The organism is Streptomyces sp. A18 (assembly GCF_059026065.1).
Map to the genome: position 1 here is coordinate 58,488 of NZ_JBWLKL010000004.1, position 16,974 is coordinate 75,461.

Consider the following 16,974-nt stretch of genomic DNA (forward strand, 5'->3'; position numbering starts at 1 on the left):
GTGGCCCTCACGGCCAGAGCAGCTCCTTGACCCAGCGGCCGTCCGCGTCCCTCCGGTACCGGAGCCGTACGTGGCGCCGCCGGGCGTCGCCCTGGAAGAACTCGACCTCGTCCGGTTCGAGTACGTACAGCGTCCAGCTCGGCGCCGGGGCGTCCGGCTCCGCCTGCGCGTGCTCCCACGCCGCCTGGCTCGCGGCCACGAGATCCCCGTACGACGGCAGTACTTCGCTCTGCCTGCCGACCAGCGCCGACGCCAGTGCCCCGGGCGAACGCCGGGCGAGATCGGCGCGGCTCTCGGCGGCACCGGCGGCCGTGACCCGGCCGCGCACCCGGACCTGGCGCCCCTGCACGGGCCAGTAGAACCCGAGCGCCGCCTCCGGACGCGCCGCGAGCTGACGCCCCTTCGCGCTGCCTGAGTGCGAGCCGAAGTGCCATCCATCGGCATCAGCGTCGTGCAACATCAGCGTCCGCACATCGGGCCTCCCCGACGGGTCCGCCGTGGCCAACGTCATGGTGTGCGGCTCCACTTGCCCCGCCTCGGCCACGTCCACGAACCACTGCCAGAAGAGGGGCAGCGGTTCGGCGGGGGCGGCCTCCAGATCGAACGCGGGCAGCTCGGTGTCCCACACACGGAGGGTACGAAGGAGGGCGCGTCCGTGGGCGATGTCATCAGGCCTGGTGTCGGTGTCGTCCATCGGACGAATCTACGCGAGGCGCCGCCGAGACCGCGCACCTGCTGAACGGTCCCTGGCCGCCCCGCCCCGCGAGGGCCCCTCACCCCCGGCCGAGGACCACCGTCCCCGATGAGCAGAACCAGCCGCCCGTCCCCGACGCCACCGCCACCTCCGGGAGTCTTCCGCCCGCCTTGCGTACCTGGCGGCCCTCGCCGGCCTCGCCGCGTAATTGTCGTACCGCCTCCACCAGCAGGAACAGGCCCCGCATTCCCGGGTGTTGGGCCGAGAGGCCGCCGCCGTCCGTGTTCGTCGGGAGTTCGCCGTCCCGCAGCAGGCGGCCCTTCTCCACGAATGCGCCGCCCTCGCCCTTCGCGCAGAACCCCAGATCCTCAAGCGTCACCAGCGTCATGTACGTGAAGGCGTCGTAGATCTCCGCCACGTCCACGTCCTCGGGGCGCACCCCCGCCCGTTCGAACGCCAGACGGCCGCTCACGGCCGCCGGGGAGACCGTGAAGTCCTGCCACTCCGACATCGTCGTGTGCGAGACGTGCTCGCCTGTGCCGAGTACCCAGACGGGGGTCGACGCGCAGTCGGCCACGTACTCCTCCGCCGCCAGGAGCACCGCGCATCCGCCGTCGGAACGTATGCAGCAGTGCAGCTTGGTGAACGGGTCCGCGATCATCGGGCCGGTCAGGACCTCGTCGACCGTGATCGGGTCGCGGTACATCGCGTCGGGGTTGGTCGCGGCGTTCGCCCGCGCCTGGACCGCCACCGAGGCGAGCTGTTCGAGCGTCGTGCCGTACTCGTGCATGTGGCGGCGCGCGGCCATCGCGTACTTGGAGATCAGGGAGTGGCCGTACGGCACCTCGAACTGGAGGGGGCCGCGCGCGCCGAAGGAGAGGTTCGACGTGCGTCGTTTCGCCTTGATGTCCGCCCTCGCCGTCGAGCCGTAGACGAGGAGCACCGCGTTGGCCCGCCCCGCCGCGATCGCGTCCGCCGCGTGCGCCGCCATCACCTCCCAGGTGGAGCCGCCGACGGAGGTGGAGTCGACCCAGCGCGGCTTCAGGCCCAGGTACTCGGCGACCTCGACCGGAGCGAGGGTGCCCAGGCCCGCCGATGCGACGCCGTCGATGACCTCGCGGCCCAGGCCCGAGTCGGCAAGGGCGCTGCGGGCCGCCTGGGCGTGCAGGGCGTAGGGGGTGGCCTCGTCGACGCGGCCGCAGTCGGAGAGGGATATGCCGACGACGGCCACCTTGCGCGGGCGGGACGCCGATGCCGTGCCCGCATCGGCCGACGGCTCAAGGAAGCTTGAAGGGAGGTGAGTTGACTGAGTCGGCAGAGTTGGCTGAGTCGGCATGAATCTGACGGTACATCAGATTCGGGCGGTCGCGGGAGGGGGTGGATGCCGTCGCGGGCCTGTGCATCTGGACGGTGCCGTCTTAGCATGACGGCCCGTCAGATCTGGGCCGGCGGACACCGCCGCGGCCCGGGGGAGGAGCCCGCCGATGGACGCCGCCTTCACCGCGGAGCAGGAAGAAATCCGCCGCACCCTTCGTGAGCTCGTCACCAAACGCTGCGGTCCGGACGAGGTGGAGACCGCGATCCGCACCCCCGCCGGCTACGACGCCGCCCTCTGGCCCGCCATCGCCGGACAGCTCGGCCTGCCCGGCATCGTCGCCCCCGAGACGTACGAAGGAATGGGGTGCGGCCCGGCGGACCTCGCCCTCGGCATCGAGGAGTTGGGCCGCGCCCTCGCCCCCTCGCCCCTCTTCGCCACCGCCGCCCTCGCCGCCCCGCTCCTCCAGCGCCTGGGTACCGAGGAGCAGCGGCGGGAGCTGCTGCCCCGCATCGCCGAAGGCGGACTCACCGCCGCGCTCGCCGTCCCCGGCACCGGGCTCGCCACCGCGCTCGGCCTCGTCGGCGACAACCTCGGCGACTGGTCGGGCGGCGGCCGTGCGGGCGGCGTGCAGGCCAAGCTGTCGGACGACGGGGTCTGGCGGCTCTACGGGCAGGCCGAGCAGGTCCTGGACGGACACAGTGCGGCGCTGCTCGTCGTGGCCGCGCACACGGGGGGCTTCGCCCGTTCTCGTACGTTGCTCTATCTCGTGCGCGAGGGGGCCGCCGGACTCGTACGGACCCGGCAGACCTCCCTCGACGCGACACGGCCGCAGGCCCGCGTCGAACTGCGGGACGTGGAAGCGGAATTGCTCGGCACCGCCGACGACGCCGATGTGCCGGGCGCGCTCGCCGGGGTGGGTGACGCAGCCGCCACCGTGCTCGCCGCGGAAGCCGTGGGCGCCGCGGACCGGGCCCTCGAGCGGACCGTCGAATACGTCAAGCAGCGGGAGCAGTTGGGGCGGGCGGTCGGGTCATTCCAGGCCGTCAAGCACCGGCTCGCTGACGTGTACGTGCAGGTGCAGGCCGCGCGATCGGCGGCGTACTACGCGGCGTGGGCCGCCGGGGGCCCGGACTCCGAGCACGTCGGGGGACTGGCGCTCGCGCAGGCGCTCGACGCGCTGCGGACCGCCGCCTCGGAGGCCGTGCAGCCGCACGGCGGCATGGGATTCAGCTGGGAGCACGAGGCGCACCTGTACTTCAAGCGGGCGTCCAGCGACGAGCTGCTCTTCGGCCCCGTGCACCGGCTGCGGGCGCGCGCGGCGGAACGGGCCGAGCTGTTCGCACCGCCGAAGTCGCATGCGACATCGCCGCCGAAGCCGCACGCGACAGCGCCCGCACCTTCCCCCGCGACATCACCCGCACTGTCACCCGAACCGTCCCCCGCGACTTCACCGGCACCCGACGCCCCGCAACAGCCGAAGGCGGCCGTCTGATGCCGCCCGGTGTCCGCCTGATGCAGAAGGTGTCGTCCACCCGGACCTTCGCGAGGCTCGCCCCGCACTTCATCCCCGCGATGGATCGCACGGTGCACCGCCTCACGCGCGGCAAAGTACTGCTCAGCGCGAAGATGCTGCCGGGGGTGATCCTGACGGTGCGCGGTGCCAAGAGCGGGCTTCCGCGGCGCACCCCCTTGGCCTGCATGCCGGAGGAAGCGGGGAGTTGGATCCTGATCGGCTCCAACTTCGGGCGCCCCGGGCACCCGGCATGGACGGCCAACCTCCTGGCCAACCCCGACGCGGACGTCAGCCGGCAGGGCAAGGACATCCCGGTGCGGGCCCGGCTGTTGAGGGGCGAGGAGCGGGAGATGGCCTGGGAGGCGGTCCTGAAGTTCTGGCCGCCGTACGCCACGTATCAATCCCGCGTGGAGAGGGAGATCCGCTTGTTCCGCTTGGAGAGGCGGAACTGATTCGGCGAGGCCCGCTGCCGCTGTGGTCCCTGTTGGGTTCCTGCCAGGAAACCCGGCAGGAACCCAACAGGGACCACAGCGGCGGATCACGCAAGTGATCCGCCGCTGTGGCTGACAGGACAAAAGGACGGGAGCCCCGCAGGGGCTACTTCGTCGGCTTCTTTCCTGTTACGCCCAGATGCACCAACAGTGCGAGATTCGGCTTCAGTTCGGCCTGCTTGACGCCCCACGTCTGGAAGCCCCGCTGGTGCGAGGCGACCGCGGCGAGCATCGCCACCAGGGAGCCCGCCATCGCGGCCGGGCTCACGTCCTTGTCGACCTTGCCCTTGGCCTGGAGTTCCTTGACCGTGTCCGTAAGGGAGTTGTTGACCGAGTTCAGGATCTTCATGCGGATCTTGTAGAAGCGTTTGTCGCCCTCCGCGGCGCCGAGGTCGACGACCCGGAGGATCGCGTCGTTCTTGCGCCAGAAGTCGAGGAAGCCGTCGACAAGCTCCTGTGCGGTCTGCCACCCCGCCTTGCCGACCCAGGAGCGGCCGTCGAGGAGTTGGGTCAACTCCGCGCCCTCCGCCGCCATTTGCTCGGCGATCTCAAGGACGGCGCCCTCGACGTCCGGGAAGTACTGATAGAAGGTCGCGGGTGAAGTCCCCGCCTTCCGGGCGACGTCGATGACTTTGACGTCCCGGTAGGGCGAGGAGCTGAGCATCTCGCTGAGGCAGTCGAGCAGCTTCTGACGCGTCGCCTGACCGCGCCGACCGGCCACGCGGCCGTCGACGGTACGTACCTGTCCTGTCATGCCGTCAGCTTACCGAGGGGTGATCGGAGCGCGATTCGGCCGAGTGCAAATGGGGTTGGGGGCCGCGTTGAGGGGCGTATGCGGCTCGATCGCGCGCTCCGGTCCGGCGCCGGAGTCGAATGGTACATCTGTTCGAATCAAGTTTCGCTCACACATCTCCTTCTTCTTGCGTCTTCTTTGTCCCACAACACCCCGATCCCGCCCCGGGTTCGCAACCACCGCCCCGGACAGGAAGAATCAGGGTGCGTGCCGCCGGAGCGGCTCGGTGGTGAGACGCTGCACGGGGCCGCTCATACGGCGCCCGCGTACGGGGAGGTGGCAGGGCAAGTGGTGGATCAGCTGACGCAGCACGATCCGAGGCGGATCGGCCCGTTCGAGGTGCTCGGCCGGCTCGGAGCCGGTGGCATGGGCCTTGTCTACCTCGCGCGCTCCGCGTCAGGGCGGCGCGTGGCGATCAAGACGGTCAGGACCGAGCTCGCCGAGGACCAGCTGTTCCGTGTCCGCTTCACGCGCGAGGTCGAGGCGGCACGGGCCGTGTCCGGCTTCTATACCGCCGCTGTCGTGGACGCCGACCCGCGCGCGGCGGTGCCGTGGCTGGCCACCGCGTACGTGCCCGCTCCCTCGCTCGAAGAAATAGTGAATGAACACGGGCCGCTGCCCACCCAGGCCGTGCGCTGGCTGGCAGCGGGCGTCGCCGAGGCCCTGGAGTCCATCCACGGCGCGGGCCTCGTCCACCGTGACCTCAAGCCGTCGAACGTCCTCGTGGTGGAGGACGGGCCCCGCGTGATCGACTTCGGCATCGCGTCCGGCGTCTCCAATACCCGCCTGACCATGACGAACGTCGCGGTGGGCACACCCGCGTACATGTCGCCCGAGCAGGCCAAGGACTCACGCAGCGTCACCGGCGCGAGCGACGTGTTCTCGCTCGGCTCGATGCTCGTCTTCGCCGCCACCGGGCACGCGCCCTTCCACGGCGCCAACCCCGTCGAGACCGTCTTCATGCTCCTCCGCGAAGGCCCTGACCTGGAGGGACTCCCGGACGAGCTGCGCCCGCTCATCGAGACGTGCATGCAGATGGAGGCGGCGCTGCGGCCCAGCCCCGCCGACCTCCAGACCCAGCTCGCCCCGCACCTCTTCGCCTCGGAGAGCGACGACGGCGACAGCGGCACGGCGTCCGCCTGGCTGCCGGAGCGCGCCGTCGCGCTGATCGAGTCCCGCCGGGGCGGCCGCCCGCCCGCGCGGGCCGCGCTCGCCGCCTCCGGACGGAGCGGCGGCCGTGGTGGCCCTGGTGGGGGCGGCGGGGGCGCCCCCGCCGTCGCGCCCCCGCCCCCGCAGCACGCCCCGCCGGTGCCACCGACGCAGCCGCCGCCCTTCGGGGGCGTGCCGGACGCGGGGCCCGTGCACCTCGCCGGGGCGAAAGTTCCGATCGGTCCTGGCCCGCGCGTGGCCGACGCGCGCGCCGCAGCCGTGGGCGCCGCGCCCGCCGACCCCGGGCTCGCCGCTTCGTGGTCGCGGTCCAAGGCCGCGGCGAACGGCGCGGACCCCGTGGTGCCCGCGCCCACCGTCGCGCCGGACGCGGGTGCCGCGTGGCGGCCGTGGCGGTTCCGGATGTCGAACGACGTATGGGGGACGCCCGCCGTCGCCGGGAACCTCGTGTACGTCACGTCCTTCGAGGTCCACGCCCTGGACGTGGGCACGGGCCGCCGCAGCTTCAAGACGCGGGACGTCGCCTGGTCCATGGCGGTCGCCGACGGACGTATCCACGCATCGGACGGTCCCACGCTGTACGCCCTCGACGGCGCCGACGGCACCGACCTGTGGCGCCTGAACACCGACGCCTGGGTGTATTCCCTGCAAGCCGACCGCGGCACCGTCGTCACCGGCACGCGCGGCGGCGGCGTACAGGCCTGGGAGGCCGCGAACGGCGCGAAGCTCTGGGAGATCACAGGGGCCCAGACCGACTTCGAGACCCCCGAGGCGGGACCCGTCGTCCACGACGGCACGGTCTACGTCTGGAAGGACGCCCGCCTGCGCGCCCTGGAGGCCCGCACGGGCGACGAGCGCTGGTCGTACCCCATCGGTGACGCGGCCTCCTGCGGCGGCGTCCCGGTCCGGCTCGCGCCCGCGCAGGACGGGTACGTGTACGTGTCGGCGGGCTCCCGTGTCCTCGCGATCGACGTGGCCGCCGGCCATGTCCGGTGGCACTTCGAGGCGCCCGCCGCGTTCCTGTGTCCGCCCGCGTTCGCGCCCGGTCCTGCCGTCACCGGCGGTGGCGTGTACCTGGCGGACTACCTGGGGACGGTGTACGCCCTGGACGCGACGGACGGCCGCGACCGCTGGCGCATCGCCACGGAGTCCCGGGCGTCGATCGAGCCCGTGCTCGTCGCCGACGGCCATGTGCACGTCGGCAGCGGCAAGGGGCTCTACACCCTTGACGCGGTGACGGGGACGCCCAAGTGGCGCTTCCAGGCCGGCGGCGAGGTCGTCGGCGCGCCCGTCGTGGCCGACCGGCGGATCCACTTCGGCTCGACGGACCACCTGCTGTACACGCTGAAGGCGGACGACGGCCGCCTGCGCTGGAAGCTGGCCACGGGCGGCGAGATCACCGGGGCGCCGGTGGTGCGGGACGGCGTCGTGTACGCGTGCAGCAAGGACCGGTGCGTGTACGCGCTGGACGCAGAGCGGGGGACCGGCACCGCGCGGTCCTAGCGGGCCCGGGTGCCTCTCAGGTGCGGGACTCGCCTCGTGACGGCCGTCGCACCAGCTTTGGAAGGGGCTCCGGGCGGCGGCCGTCCACTCGTGACGCTACGCCGACCGGATGAACCATGCCAGGCGGGCCCTCGCTCACCTGATACGGAAGTCGCTGCCGCGCCCCGTGAACAGCCCCGCCTGCCGCTCCGGCGGCAAGTTGCCGAGTGCGATGAGGTGCGGGGCCTGGGCCAGGGCCTGCGTACGGGCGGCCTCCTTCGCCGCCCACAGTGCGCGTACCGTGCCCTGGACCGGCTCGGTCGGATGGGACGCGATCACCTCGGCCGCGCGCCTGGCCGCCGCCAGAAGGTCGGCGGAGGACGTCAGTTCCGAGACCAGGCCTGTCTCGTACGCCCTCCGCGCGGAGACCCGCTCGGCCGTCCCCATCAGCGACATCCTGGCGACCTCGCCGAGGGGCATGCGCTGCGCCATGAGGATCGCCTCGTACGCGCTGACCATCCCGTACGTGGTGTGCGGGTCGAAGAACGTGGCGTGCTCGGCGGCGATGACGAACTCCGCCTCGCCCAGGAGGTAGAAGGCACCCCCGCACGCCATGCCGTTGACGGCGGCGATGACCGGTTTCCACAGGTCGTTGGCCTTGGGCCCGATGGAGAGGAGCGGATCGTCCATCGAGTAGGGGGAGCCGGGCTGCGGTACGTCCGTGTCGCGGTCGATGCCCGTGCAGAACGCCTTCTCTCCGGCGCCGGTGAGAACGATCGCCCGCACGGAGTCGTCGAAGCGGAACTCCCGCCAGGTGGACGTGAGTTGTTCGGCGGTCCCGGAGTCGATGGCGTTGTGCCGGGCGGGGCGGTCGAGGGTGACGACCGCGACGCCCGTGTCCTTGTCGATCTCCGTACACAGGGTTCCGGCCGCCGTCATGGCCGCTCCAGGAGCCAGCGCGGCATCGCGACCCCGTCCACGTCGGTGAACGCGACCTGCACCTTCGCGCCGATGCGCAGGCGGTCCGGGTCGACGGAGTTCAGCGGGGCGTCCGGGGTGGCGACGAGGTTGCCGACCAGGCGGATGCGGGGGGCGTCGGCCAGTTCGACGATGATCGCGTTGTACGGGGCCTGTTCCGCGTACGCGGGGAGCAGGGGTGGGTGTGGGCGGACGTAGGACCAGATGCGGCCGCGGCCGTTCATGCGCCGCCATTCGCTGTCGAAGGACTGGCAGTGGGGGCAGCAGGGCCTTGGCGGGAACCTCAGCTCGCCGCAGGCGGTGCAGGCTTGTATCCGGAGTTCGCCCTGGGCCGCGTACTCCCAGAAGGGGGCGCCGTCCGTATCGATGGTGGGGGGCAGTAGGGGCTCGGTCTTCGCGTCTGCCATGTGGATGTCCCTTTGCGGGTGCCGGTCCGATGTGGTTGCTCGCGCGGTTCCTCGCGCCGCTATGGGGCCCGGAGCAGCACCGCCGACGTCGGTACGCCCTCGCCCGCCGTCACCAGGCACGTGGAGGCGTCGGGTACTTGGGCCGTGCTCGTGCCCCGCAGCTGCTTCACGCCCTCGTTGATGAGGTTGAAGCCGTGGACGTACGCCTCGCTCAGGCCGCCGCCGCCCGTGTTGATCGGCAGCCGGCCGCCGCTCTCCAGGGCGCCACCCTCCGTGAACGCGCCGCCCTCGCCGCGTCCGCAGAAGCCGTAGCCCTCCAGGGACAGCGGGATCAGCGGCGTGAACGCGTCGTAGATCTGGGCGACGTCCACGTCCTGGGGCGCGAAGTCCGCCTGCTTCCAGAGGTGGCGGGCCGCCGTCCACGCGGGGCCCGTCAGCGGGTCGTCGTTCCAGTAGTTGACCATTCCGTGGTGCTGCGCGGGCAGACCCTGGGCGACGGAGTGGACGTACACGGGCTTCTGGCGGCAGTCCCGCGCTCGCTCGGCCGACACGATCACGCACGCCAACGCACCATCTGTCTCAAGGCAGTTGTCGAAGAGACAGAGCGGCTCGCTGATCCAGCGCGAGGACATGTACATCTCGCGGGTCAGGGGGCGTTCGTACATCATCGCTGCCGGGTTCTGGTTCGCGCGGTTCCTGCACGCGAGGGCGACGTTGAAAAGGTGGTCACGGGTCGCCCCGTACTCGTGCATGTAGCGGCGCGCCAGCATCCCGATCTCGTCCGCCGGGCGGAGGAGGCCGAAGGGGCGTGTCCACTGGCCGGGGGTGGGGAGTTGGACCGCCGTGTTCTTCCAGGGGCGCGGCCCGCTGCCGCGCTTGCGGGAGCGCCAGGCGATGCCGACGCTCGCCTGGCCGGTGGCGACGGCGGCGGCGAGGTGCGCGATGGTCGCGCAGGAACCGCCGCCCCCGAAGCCGACCTTGCTGAAGAAGGTCACGTCGCCCGCGCCGATCGCCTTGGCGATCTCGACCTCGTCCGTCTCCTCCATCGTGTACGAGGCGAACGCGTCGACCTCGGACGGGTCGATGCCCGCGTCGTCGAGCGCGGCGACGATCGCCCGGCAGGCCAACGTCTTCTCGTCCTCGGGCAGTTGTTTCGCGAACGCGGTCTGCCCGATCCCGACTATCGCTGTAGCGTCCTTGAGTGAAGCCATGGGCCACGGCACCTCCGCGAGTGGCGAGGCTCCAGGGCTTCGCCATACGTCGTCCCGACTGCTGACAGCGCGTCAGGTTACAGCTAATCTGACGGATAGTCAGCTACTGCGGCGGAGGGGCTTGCGATGCGCGGCGACCTGGAGTGGGGCAGCATCCCGGGACTGGTCCGGGCGGCGGCCGAGCGGTACGGGGACCGGGAGGCGGTCGTCGAGGGCCGCACCCGCATCTCGTACGCGGAGCTCGGTCGGCGTGTGGAGCGGGCCGCCGCCGCGTGCATGGCGGGCGGCGTCAACTCCGGTGACAGAGTGGCCATCTGGGCCCCGAACACCCTGGACTGGATCGTCTCCGCGCTCGGTGCGGTGACGGCGGGCGCGGTCCTCGTACCGCTCAACACCCGCTTCAAGGGCGCGGAGGCGTCCTACGTCCTGCAGCGCAGCCGCGCGAAGCTGCTGTTCGTGACGGGCACCTTCCTCGGCACGTCGTACGTGGCGTCGCTGCGGCGCGCGGCGGTGGAAGGAAAGGGCGAAGGGCCCCTGCCCGGCCTCCCGCACCTGGAGCAGGTGGTGGTCCTCTCCGACGACGCCCCGGAGGACTTCCGGACCTGGAAGGACTTCGTGGCCGGCGGTGACGGGGTGAGCGGGCAGGACGTACGGGCGCGCGCGGACGGCGTCGACGGAGCCGAACCCTCGGACATCATCTACACCTCGGGCACGACGGGACGCCCCAAGGGCGCGGTCATCACCCACGCCCAGACCCTGCGCTGCTACGGCGTCTGGAGCGAACTGGCGGGCCTGCGCGAAGGCGACCGCTATCTGATCGTCAACCCCTTCTTCCACACCTTCGGCTACAAGGCGGGGATCATCGCCTGCCTGATGCGCGGCGCGACGATGATCCCGCAGCCGGTCTTCAACGTGGACACGGTCCTCGCGAACGTGGCGGCGGAACGGATCTCGGTCCTCCCGGGCCCGCCCACCCTCCACCAGTCCCTCCTCGACCACCCCGCCCGCGACCAGCACGACCTGTCGGCCCTGCGCCTGGTGGTGACGGGCGCGGCGGTGGTCCCCCTGCAACTGGTCGAGCGTCTGCGCGCCGAGCTGCACATCGCCACGGTCCTGACGGCGTACGGCCTCTCGGAGGCCAGCGGCATCGTCACGATGTGCCGCCAGGGAGACGACGCCCGGATCATCGCATCGACCTCGGGCAAGGCCATCCCGGACACGGAGGTGCGGGTGGTGAGCCCCGGCGGCGAGGCGCTCCCGCCGGGCCATCCCGGCGAGGTCCTCGTACGCGGACACAACGTCATGCAGGGCTACTTCGAGGACCCGGCGGAGACGAAGAAGGCGGTCACGCCGGACGGCTGGCTGCGGACGGGTGACGTCGGGGTCCTCGACGAGGCGGGCAACCTCCGCATCACGGACCGCATCAAGGACATGTTCATCGTGGGCGGATTCAACGCCTACCCCGCGGAGATAGAGCAGCTCATCGGTGTACATCCGCAGGTGGCGGACGTGGCGGTGATCGGCGTCCCCGATCCGCGGCTGGGTGAGGTGGGGAAGGCGTACGTGGTGCGGCGTCCGGGGGCGGTCCTCACCTCCGACGACCTGATCGCGTGGTCACGCCGCGAGATGGCGAACTACAAGGTCCCCAGAGAGATCGAGTTCGTGACGGAGCTGCCGAGGAACGCGAGCGGCAAGGTCGTCAAGCGCGAACTGCGGCTGCGGCGCGACTAGTTGCCGGACTTTCGCTCGCCGGCACTGCGCTCGACGCAGAATTCATTGCCTTCCAGATCGCTGAGCGTGACCCAGCCACGCCCATCGGGAAGGCGATGATCCCCCACGACCTTGGCGCCGAGCTCCAGGAGCCGCTCGACCTCTTCGTCGCGGGTGCGGTCCTGCGGCTGCAGGTCGACGTGCAGCCGGTTCTTTATGCCCTTGGCCTCGGGGACGGTCACGAAGAGCAGGGTGATGCCATCGGCCTCGACGAGAGCTTCCGGATCACCGGGAACGTCCTCGTCGGAAACTTTGCCGCCGAGCACTTCGGCCCAGAAGGTGCCCTGACGGTAGGCGTCGGAACAGTCGAACGTGAGGTGGCGCACGAGAGAGGTCATGCGCGGCACTATCGGCCAGCGGGGGAGGGGGTGTCCAACGAGTTTCGGGTCACCGACCGGCCCATGCTGGTCACGAGCACCGAGGCCTTCACCCAGGCCTAGCGGTCGCCCGGCTGAAGGAGATCCTCCGCGCGCACCCGGGCCCCACGGAGGTGCGACTGCGGGTGCGGGGGAGGGAGCGGACGAGGGCGTACCGGCTGGGGTTCAGGGTCGCGGTCGGCCCGGAGTTCTGGTCGGACCTCAAGGCGGCGGTGGTGGTGGCGCGGGGCTGAGCCATTTGCCGACTCGGCAAAGTTCCTCGCGGGCGGGGGAGGCGGCGCCCCAGGATCATGAGTACGAAGTGCGTCGTGCGAAGCACGTCGTACGTATCCGCTGATCCGGGAGGAAATATGCCGCACCACACCCCGCACCACCAACTGGTGGACGTCCCTGGCGGCGGCCGGATCCATCTCGTCGAGCAGGGCACGGGCCCGCTGGTCCTCCTGGTCCACGGCTTCCCCGAGTCCTGGTACTCGTGGCGCCACCAGCTCCCGGTCCTGGCCGAGGCGGGCTTCCGCGCGGTGGCGATCGATGTGCGCGGGTACGGCCGCTCGTCGAAGCCGGGCGAGGTGGACGCGTACCGGATGCTGGCGCACGTCGCCGACAACGTGGGCGTCGTGCACTCGCTCGGCGCGGAGACGGCGACGATCGTGGGCCACGACTGGGGCTCGACGATCGCGGCCGACTCGGCGCTGCTGCGGCCCGACGTCTTCACGGCGGTGGGCCTGCTGAGCGTCCCGTACGCGCCGAGGAACGGCGTCCGCCCGACGGACGCCTTCGCCGGAATCGGCGGCGAGGAGGAGGAGTTCTACGTCAGCTACTTCCAGGAGCTGGGCAGGGCGGAGGCGGAGATCGAGCCGGATGTGCGGGGCTGGCTCGCGGGGTTCTACGCGGGCCTGTCGGCCGACACGATGCCGTCGCCGGAGACCCCGAGCCTGCACTTCGTGGCCAGGGGCGGAAAGATGTCGGACCGTTTCGCGATGGACGGTCCGTTGCCCTCCTGGCTGACGGAGGGGGACCTGGACGTCTACGCGGCGGAATTCGAGCGCACGGGCCTGACCGGCGCGCTCAACCGCTACCGCAACGTCGACCGAGACTGGGAGGACCTGGCGGCGTGGGACGGAGCGCCCATCCCCCAGCCGTCCCTCTTCATCGGCGGCGACCAGGACGCGTCGACGACGTGGCTGGCCGACGCGATCAAGGCGTACCCGCAGACCCTCCCGGGCCTGGTCTCCTCGCACATCCTTGAGGGGTGCGGGCACTGGGTGCAGCAGGAGCGGGCCTTCGAGGTGAACCGGCTTCTTGTGGAGTGGCTGAGGGCGTTCCACTGAGGGGAGCGCGACGACGCTTCACCTTCCCTCCTCCGTGCCCACCTCCGCCCCCACCTCCGTGCCCACCTCCTTCCCCTCCTCCTTCCCCTCCTCCGTCCCCTTTCCTGACCAGGCCCGGTCCGATTCGTACAAGAAGGCGGCGCCCGTCGCCCACTACCGTCGCCGTCATGAGCAGCAACAGCAACAGCAACAGCAACAGCGCAGGCAAGGAATCCCGCCACCTCAGCGTCCGCATCGACCGTCACGCCGATGACGTCTACGCCTACGCGTCGGACCCGGCGAACCTGCCCGCGTGGGCCCATGGGCTCGGCGGCTCCATCCGGAAGATCGGCGGTCGGTGGATCGCGGATTCCTCCCCCCTGGGGCGGGTCGTGGTCGCCTTCGCGCCCGCCAACGAGCTGGGCGTGCTCGACCACGACGTCACGCTGCCCTCAGGGGAGACGGTCTACAACCCGGTTCGCGTGATCGCCGACGGCACGGCGAGCGAGGTGGTGTTCACCCTCCGCCGACGCCCGGAGATGAGCGATGCCGACTTCCGGCGTGACGCCGACGCGGTCGCCGCCGACCTGGCCCGACTCAAGGAGCTGATGGAGGCCGTCTAGGAGACGGTCCAGGAGGAGGGCACTTCCGAGTCTGCCTAGGAGGCGGCTTAGGAGGCGGCCTCGGCCCGGAACTTCTCCACCAGCGCGCCCGGAGCCTTCTCCGGTGAGCCGGCGTCGTACGGCGGCTGGGGGTCGTACTCGATCAGCAGCTGCACGGTCTGCGCATGCTCGTCGCCCGCGATCTTCCCGGCGAGCGTGAGACCCATGTCGATCCCGGCGGAGACGCCCGCGCCGGTGACGTACTTCCCGTCGAAGACGACGCGCTCCCCGGTCGACTCGACCCCGAACTGCTTGATCTGGTCGAGCGCCAGCCAATGCGACGTGGCGCGGCGGCCCTTGAGGAGACCAGCGGCGGCGAGGATGAGCGAGCCGGTGCAGACGGAGGTCGTCCAGGTGGTGGTGGCGTCGACGGTGCGGAGCCAGTCGAGGACGGCCTGGTTGTCGAGTGCGGGGTCCGGGCTTCCGGGTACGACGACGATGTCCGGGCTGCTGACCTCGGCGAGGGACTTCGTGGCGACGAGGGAGAGGGCGCGGGTGTCGTCGAGTACGGGACCGGCCTCCTCGGCGACGAAGACGACTTCGGCGCCGGGCAGTCCGGCGAGGGTCTGGAAGGGGCCTACCGCGTCGAGGACGGTGAAGTTGTCGTAGAGGAGGATCGCTATCTGCATGGGGTCCCTTCCGGGCTGGGTGCGATGTGGTGTGCCGTGTGCCGTGTGCCGTGTGCCGTGTGCCGTGTGTCTGTGCCGTGTGCCGTGTGCCGTGACTCAAGTCTTCAGGCGGCCACAAACGTCTGCAATGACAAGTAGCCCACCTTTACTGCCACTTGGGGGGAGCGTGGTTGTCCACAGGGGCGTGGTTGTCCACAGGCCGATCCGCGCGCGGGCAAGGTGCGGCAGCCTGGGGTGATGGGGGGTTCAAGGGGGCCGCGGGGTGCGAGGGGCGGGGATCGGCTGAGGGAGTTGGCCGTGGAGGGGGTGCTGCTCACGCGCTGGGCCAGGGAAGCGGGTTGGCCGACGGGCACGCTGTCCCGAAATCTGGCCGCAGAGGGGTGGACGCGCATCCCGGGGGGCGGCTGGGCGGAGCCGGGGCGCACGGTCGACCTGGCGATGCGTCTCTGGGCCGGACAGCTGACGATGCCGGAGTTGGTGGTGAGTCACCGGTCTGCGGCGGCGCTCTGGCGCATCGAAGTGCTACGGGAAGAGCTGGAGTTCATCGACCCGCTGAGGTTCCGGCGTAAGACCGGTGGTGCCCGGATTCACTGGCTCCCGCTGACGCCGGCCGAGATCACCGTGGTGGGAGACCTGCGGGTCACGAGCGTCGCGCGGACGTTGGCGGATCTGCTGCGTGACGGCCCTCGTGACGACGCGCTGGTGGCGCTCGACTCGGCGTTGAGCTCGCGCCGTTACGGGGGCCGTCACCGGCGGGGCCCGCTGCTCGGCGGCCTGTCCCCGGTAGCCGCGGCCCTGCAATCCCCGCAGCCGAGGGGGACGGTGAGGGCGCGGCAGTGGCTTGCGCTGGCCGACGCGGGGGCCGGCTCACCGGCGGAGACGGTCGCGCGGCTCCGGATGTATGACGCGGGGCTGCGACCGGAGTCCCAGGCAGAGTTGCTGACCCCGTCCGGCCGCCGCCTGCGCCCGGACTTCTTCTTCCGTGGGGAGGGCGTGGCCGTGGAGATCGAAGGCTACGCGTACCACGGCTCCCGGGACGCCCACCGCCGAGACCTGGCCCGCTACAACGACCTGGCGTCATGCCCCGAGATCCGGCTGGTGCTGCGCTTCGGCGCGGAGGAGGTCTTCCGGGCGCCGGAGAGGTTCGTGGGGAGGGTGAGGGAGGCGGTGACGGGGGGCGGGGTGTGGCGGGGATGAGGTTGGTGGTGGCGCGGGGTGAGTTGCGGAAAAGTTCCACTTGGGGGGACTTGCGGTGCGGGGGGTGCGGACATTTCCTGCAACTCGTACTCTTCGCTGACGCTGACGCTGACGCTGACGCTGACGCTGACGCCGCTGATCCGGTGGGCCCCACGCTCGCTCGACGTGGCCTCGTGTCGCCTACCGGGACCGGGAGTTCAGGGTTCCGCTCTTTACGCCGCGTATGAGGTGGGCCAGGCGTTCGGGCGTGAGGGAGAGTTCGGTGGACGGGGCGTCGCTCTCGCGGAGGCTGACGGTGCCGGGGTGCTGGGCGCGGAGTTCTACGCAGTTGGCCCCATCGCCGCCGCCGGAGAATGAGGACTTCTGCCAAGTGGTCGACGTTGCCATGTCTGGATTCCTCACACTTCCTTGGCCAGTCGGTGGATGAGCTCCCTCGACCTCGTCGAGTGCTGAGCACTGCACCTTGTGAAGCTTCGTGGGCGCGATCCCCAGTAGCCGGGCTGTCTCGCCAACGGAGAGCCCCGCCCTTTCGGGGGCGGTGGGGGCAGTGGGGGCGGTGGGGGCAGTGGGGGTAAGTACGTGTGGTGCGAGTTGGCTTTTGCGTAGGTGGGGTGCGGGCAGCGCGATGGGGCCGAGCGTTGTCGCTTCGGCCCCATCGGGGTGGTGGCTTGCCTTGGGTCTGGGGACATGCGTCGACCGCGGTGGCTCCCCCTCCGCGCCACCGCGGTCGAACGATCCCCGTGCGAGAAGGTCTAGTTGGCGGGCTCGCTGCCCGCGTGGTTGTCCTGCGTGGTGATCTTCGCGGGCTCGCTGCCCGCGTGGTTGTCCTGCGTGGTGATGTCCGCGGGCTCGCTGCCCGCGTGGTTGTCCTGCGTGGTGGGGTCGTCGGTCTTCTTCGTCTTCTTGGCGTCGCTCATGGAATGAACTCCCCTGTTGGTAGACCCGAGTCTGGGAACAAGGCCCGCCCGGCAGCTC

Annotated in this window: 17 protein-coding genes; 7 read left to right on the forward strand and 10 right to left on the reverse strand. The window is 71.1% G+C overall.

All coding sequences use genetic code 11. The annotated features are described in order from the left end of the window. Positions 1–7 precede the first annotated feature (7 nt). Together AC5P1C_RS08355 and AC5P1C_RS08360 are read right to left on the reverse strand one after the other, a co-directional pair. A complete protein-coding gene (locus tag AC5P1C_RS08355) occupies positions 8–694 on the reverse strand; it encodes a pyridoxine/pyridoxamine 5'-phosphate oxidase (RefSeq protein WP_493865042.1) in 687 nt (228 codons plus the stop codon). A 79-nt stretch (positions 695–773) separates the two neighbouring features. Then, on the reverse strand, positions 774–2,030 hold the full coding sequence (locus tag AC5P1C_RS08360) for a thiolase C-terminal domain-containing protein (protein WP_493865043.1): 1,257 nt from the start codon (positions 2,028–2,030) through the stop codon (positions 774–776). Between the two features lie 148 nt (positions 2,031–2,178). On the opposite strand from AC5P1C_RS08360, the gene AC5P1C_RS08365 reads away from it, so the two are divergent. Both AC5P1C_RS08365 and AC5P1C_RS08370 read left to right on the forward strand, forming a co-directional pair. Next, on the forward strand, positions 2,179–3,504 hold the full coding sequence (locus AC5P1C_RS08365) for an acyl-CoA dehydrogenase family protein (RefSeq protein ID WP_493865044.1): 1,326 nt from the start codon (positions 2,179–2,181) through the stop codon (positions 3,502–3,504). Next, a complete protein-coding gene (locus AC5P1C_RS08370; RefSeq protein ID WP_493865045.1) occupies positions 3,504–3,977 on the forward strand; it encodes a nitroreductase family deazaflavin-dependent oxidoreductase in 474 nt (157 codons plus the stop codon). Before AC5P1C_RS08365 ends, AC5P1C_RS08370 begins: the two co-directional genes overlap by 1 nt. A 145-nt stretch (positions 3,978–4,122) precedes the next feature. Here AC5P1C_RS08370 and AC5P1C_RS08375 read toward each other — a convergent pair whose 3' ends face one another. Beyond that, a complete protein-coding gene (locus tag AC5P1C_RS08375) occupies positions 4,123–4,770 on the reverse strand; it encodes a TetR family transcriptional regulator (RefSeq protein ID WP_135335578.1) in 648 nt (215 codons plus the stop codon). 327 nt (positions 4,771–5,097) lie between these two features. Here AC5P1C_RS08375 and afsK point away from each other — a divergent pair, with 327 nt between their 5' ends. Continuing rightward, a complete protein-coding gene (gene afsK / locus AC5P1C_RS08380) occupies positions 5,098–7,479 on the forward strand; it encodes a protein serine/threonine kinase AfsK (RefSeq protein WP_493865046.1) in 2,382 nt (793 codons plus the stop codon). Positions 7,480–7,614: 135 nt separating this feature from the next. Here the strand turns inward: afsK and AC5P1C_RS08385 are convergent, their stop codons facing one another. The 3 genes from AC5P1C_RS08385 to AC5P1C_RS08395 are packed head-to-tail and all read right to left on the reverse strand — an operon-like array spanning position 7,615 to position 10,054. After that, positions 7,615–8,397, reverse strand: a complete 783-nt coding sequence (locus tag AC5P1C_RS08385; protein ID WP_493865047.1) for an enoyl-CoA hydratase/isomerase family protein — start codon at positions 8,395–8,397, stop codon at positions 7,615–7,617. Continuing rightward, complete coding sequence (locus tag AC5P1C_RS08390; protein ID WP_493865048.1) at positions 8,394–8,843, reverse strand: Zn-ribbon domain-containing OB-fold protein; 450 nt, start codon at positions 8,841–8,843, stop codon at positions 8,394–8,396. The genes AC5P1C_RS08385 and AC5P1C_RS08390 overlap by 4 nt, the downstream gene beginning before the upstream one ends. Positions 8,844–8,902: 59 nt before the next feature. Further along, on the reverse strand, positions 8,903–10,054 hold the full coding sequence (locus AC5P1C_RS08395; protein ID WP_493865049.1) for a lipid-transfer protein: 1,152 nt from the start codon (positions 10,052–10,054) through the stop codon (positions 8,903–8,905). A 126-nt stretch (positions 10,055–10,180) separates the two neighbouring features. Here AC5P1C_RS08395 and AC5P1C_RS08400 point away from each other — a divergent pair, with 126 nt between their 5' ends. Further along, positions 10,181–11,785 (forward strand): FadD3 family acyl-CoA ligase, encoded by a 1,605-nt coding sequence (locus AC5P1C_RS08400; RefSeq protein WP_493865050.1) that lies wholly within the window; start codon positions 10,181–10,183, stop codon positions 11,783–11,785. On the opposite strand, the gene AC5P1C_RS08405 is transcribed toward AC5P1C_RS08400, so the two are convergent. After that, a complete protein-coding gene (locus tag AC5P1C_RS08405; protein WP_493865051.1) occupies positions 11,782–12,162 on the reverse strand; it encodes a VOC family protein in 381 nt (126 codons plus the stop codon). The two genes, AC5P1C_RS08400 and AC5P1C_RS08405, sit on opposite strands and share 4 nt — an antisense overlap. Positions 12,163–12,551: 389 nt before the next feature. Between AC5P1C_RS08405 and AC5P1C_RS08410 the strand changes: the two genes are divergently transcribed. Together AC5P1C_RS08410 and AC5P1C_RS08415 are read left to right on the forward strand one after the other, a co-directional pair. Next, positions 12,552–13,532: an alpha/beta fold hydrolase gene (locus AC5P1C_RS08410; RefSeq protein WP_493865052.1), complete on the forward strand. Its 981-nt coding sequence runs from the start codon at positions 12,552–12,554 to the stop codon at positions 13,530–13,532. Positions 13,533–13,699: 167 nt separating this feature from the next. Beyond that, entirely contained in the window at positions 13,700–14,134 is a 435-nt protein-coding gene (locus tag AC5P1C_RS08415; protein ID WP_493865053.1) for an SRPBCC family protein, read from the forward strand. A 47-nt stretch (positions 14,135–14,181) separates the two neighbouring features. Here AC5P1C_RS08415 and AC5P1C_RS08420 read toward each other — a convergent pair whose 3' ends face one another. Then, the gene (locus AC5P1C_RS08420) at positions 14,182–14,802 is read right to left on the reverse strand and encodes a DJ-1/PfpI family protein (RefSeq protein ID WP_493865054.1); all 621 of its coding nucleotides are present in this window, start codon (positions 14,800–14,802) and stop codon (positions 14,182–14,184) included. A gap of 297 nt (positions 14,803–15,099) precedes the next feature. Here AC5P1C_RS08420 and AC5P1C_RS08425 point away from each other — a divergent pair, with 297 nt between their 5' ends. Next, positions 15,100–15,999, forward strand: a complete 900-nt coding sequence (locus AC5P1C_RS08425) for a putative endonuclease domain-containing protein (protein WP_493865055.1) — start codon at positions 15,100–15,102, stop codon at positions 15,997–15,999. A gap of 180 nt (positions 16,000–16,179) precedes the next feature. On the opposite strand, the gene AC5P1C_RS08430 is transcribed toward AC5P1C_RS08425, so the two are convergent. Next, on the reverse strand, positions 16,180–16,386 hold the full coding sequence (locus AC5P1C_RS08430; protein WP_493865056.1) for a DUF397 domain-containing protein: 207 nt from the start codon (positions 16,384–16,386) through the stop codon (positions 16,180–16,182). Positions 16,387–16,751: 365 nt separating this feature from the next. After that, on the reverse strand, positions 16,752–16,916 hold the full coding sequence (locus tag AC5P1C_RS08435) for a hypothetical protein (RefSeq protein WP_493865057.1): 165 nt from the start codon (positions 16,914–16,916) through the stop codon (positions 16,752–16,754). Positions 16,917–16,974 lie beyond the last annotated feature (58 nt).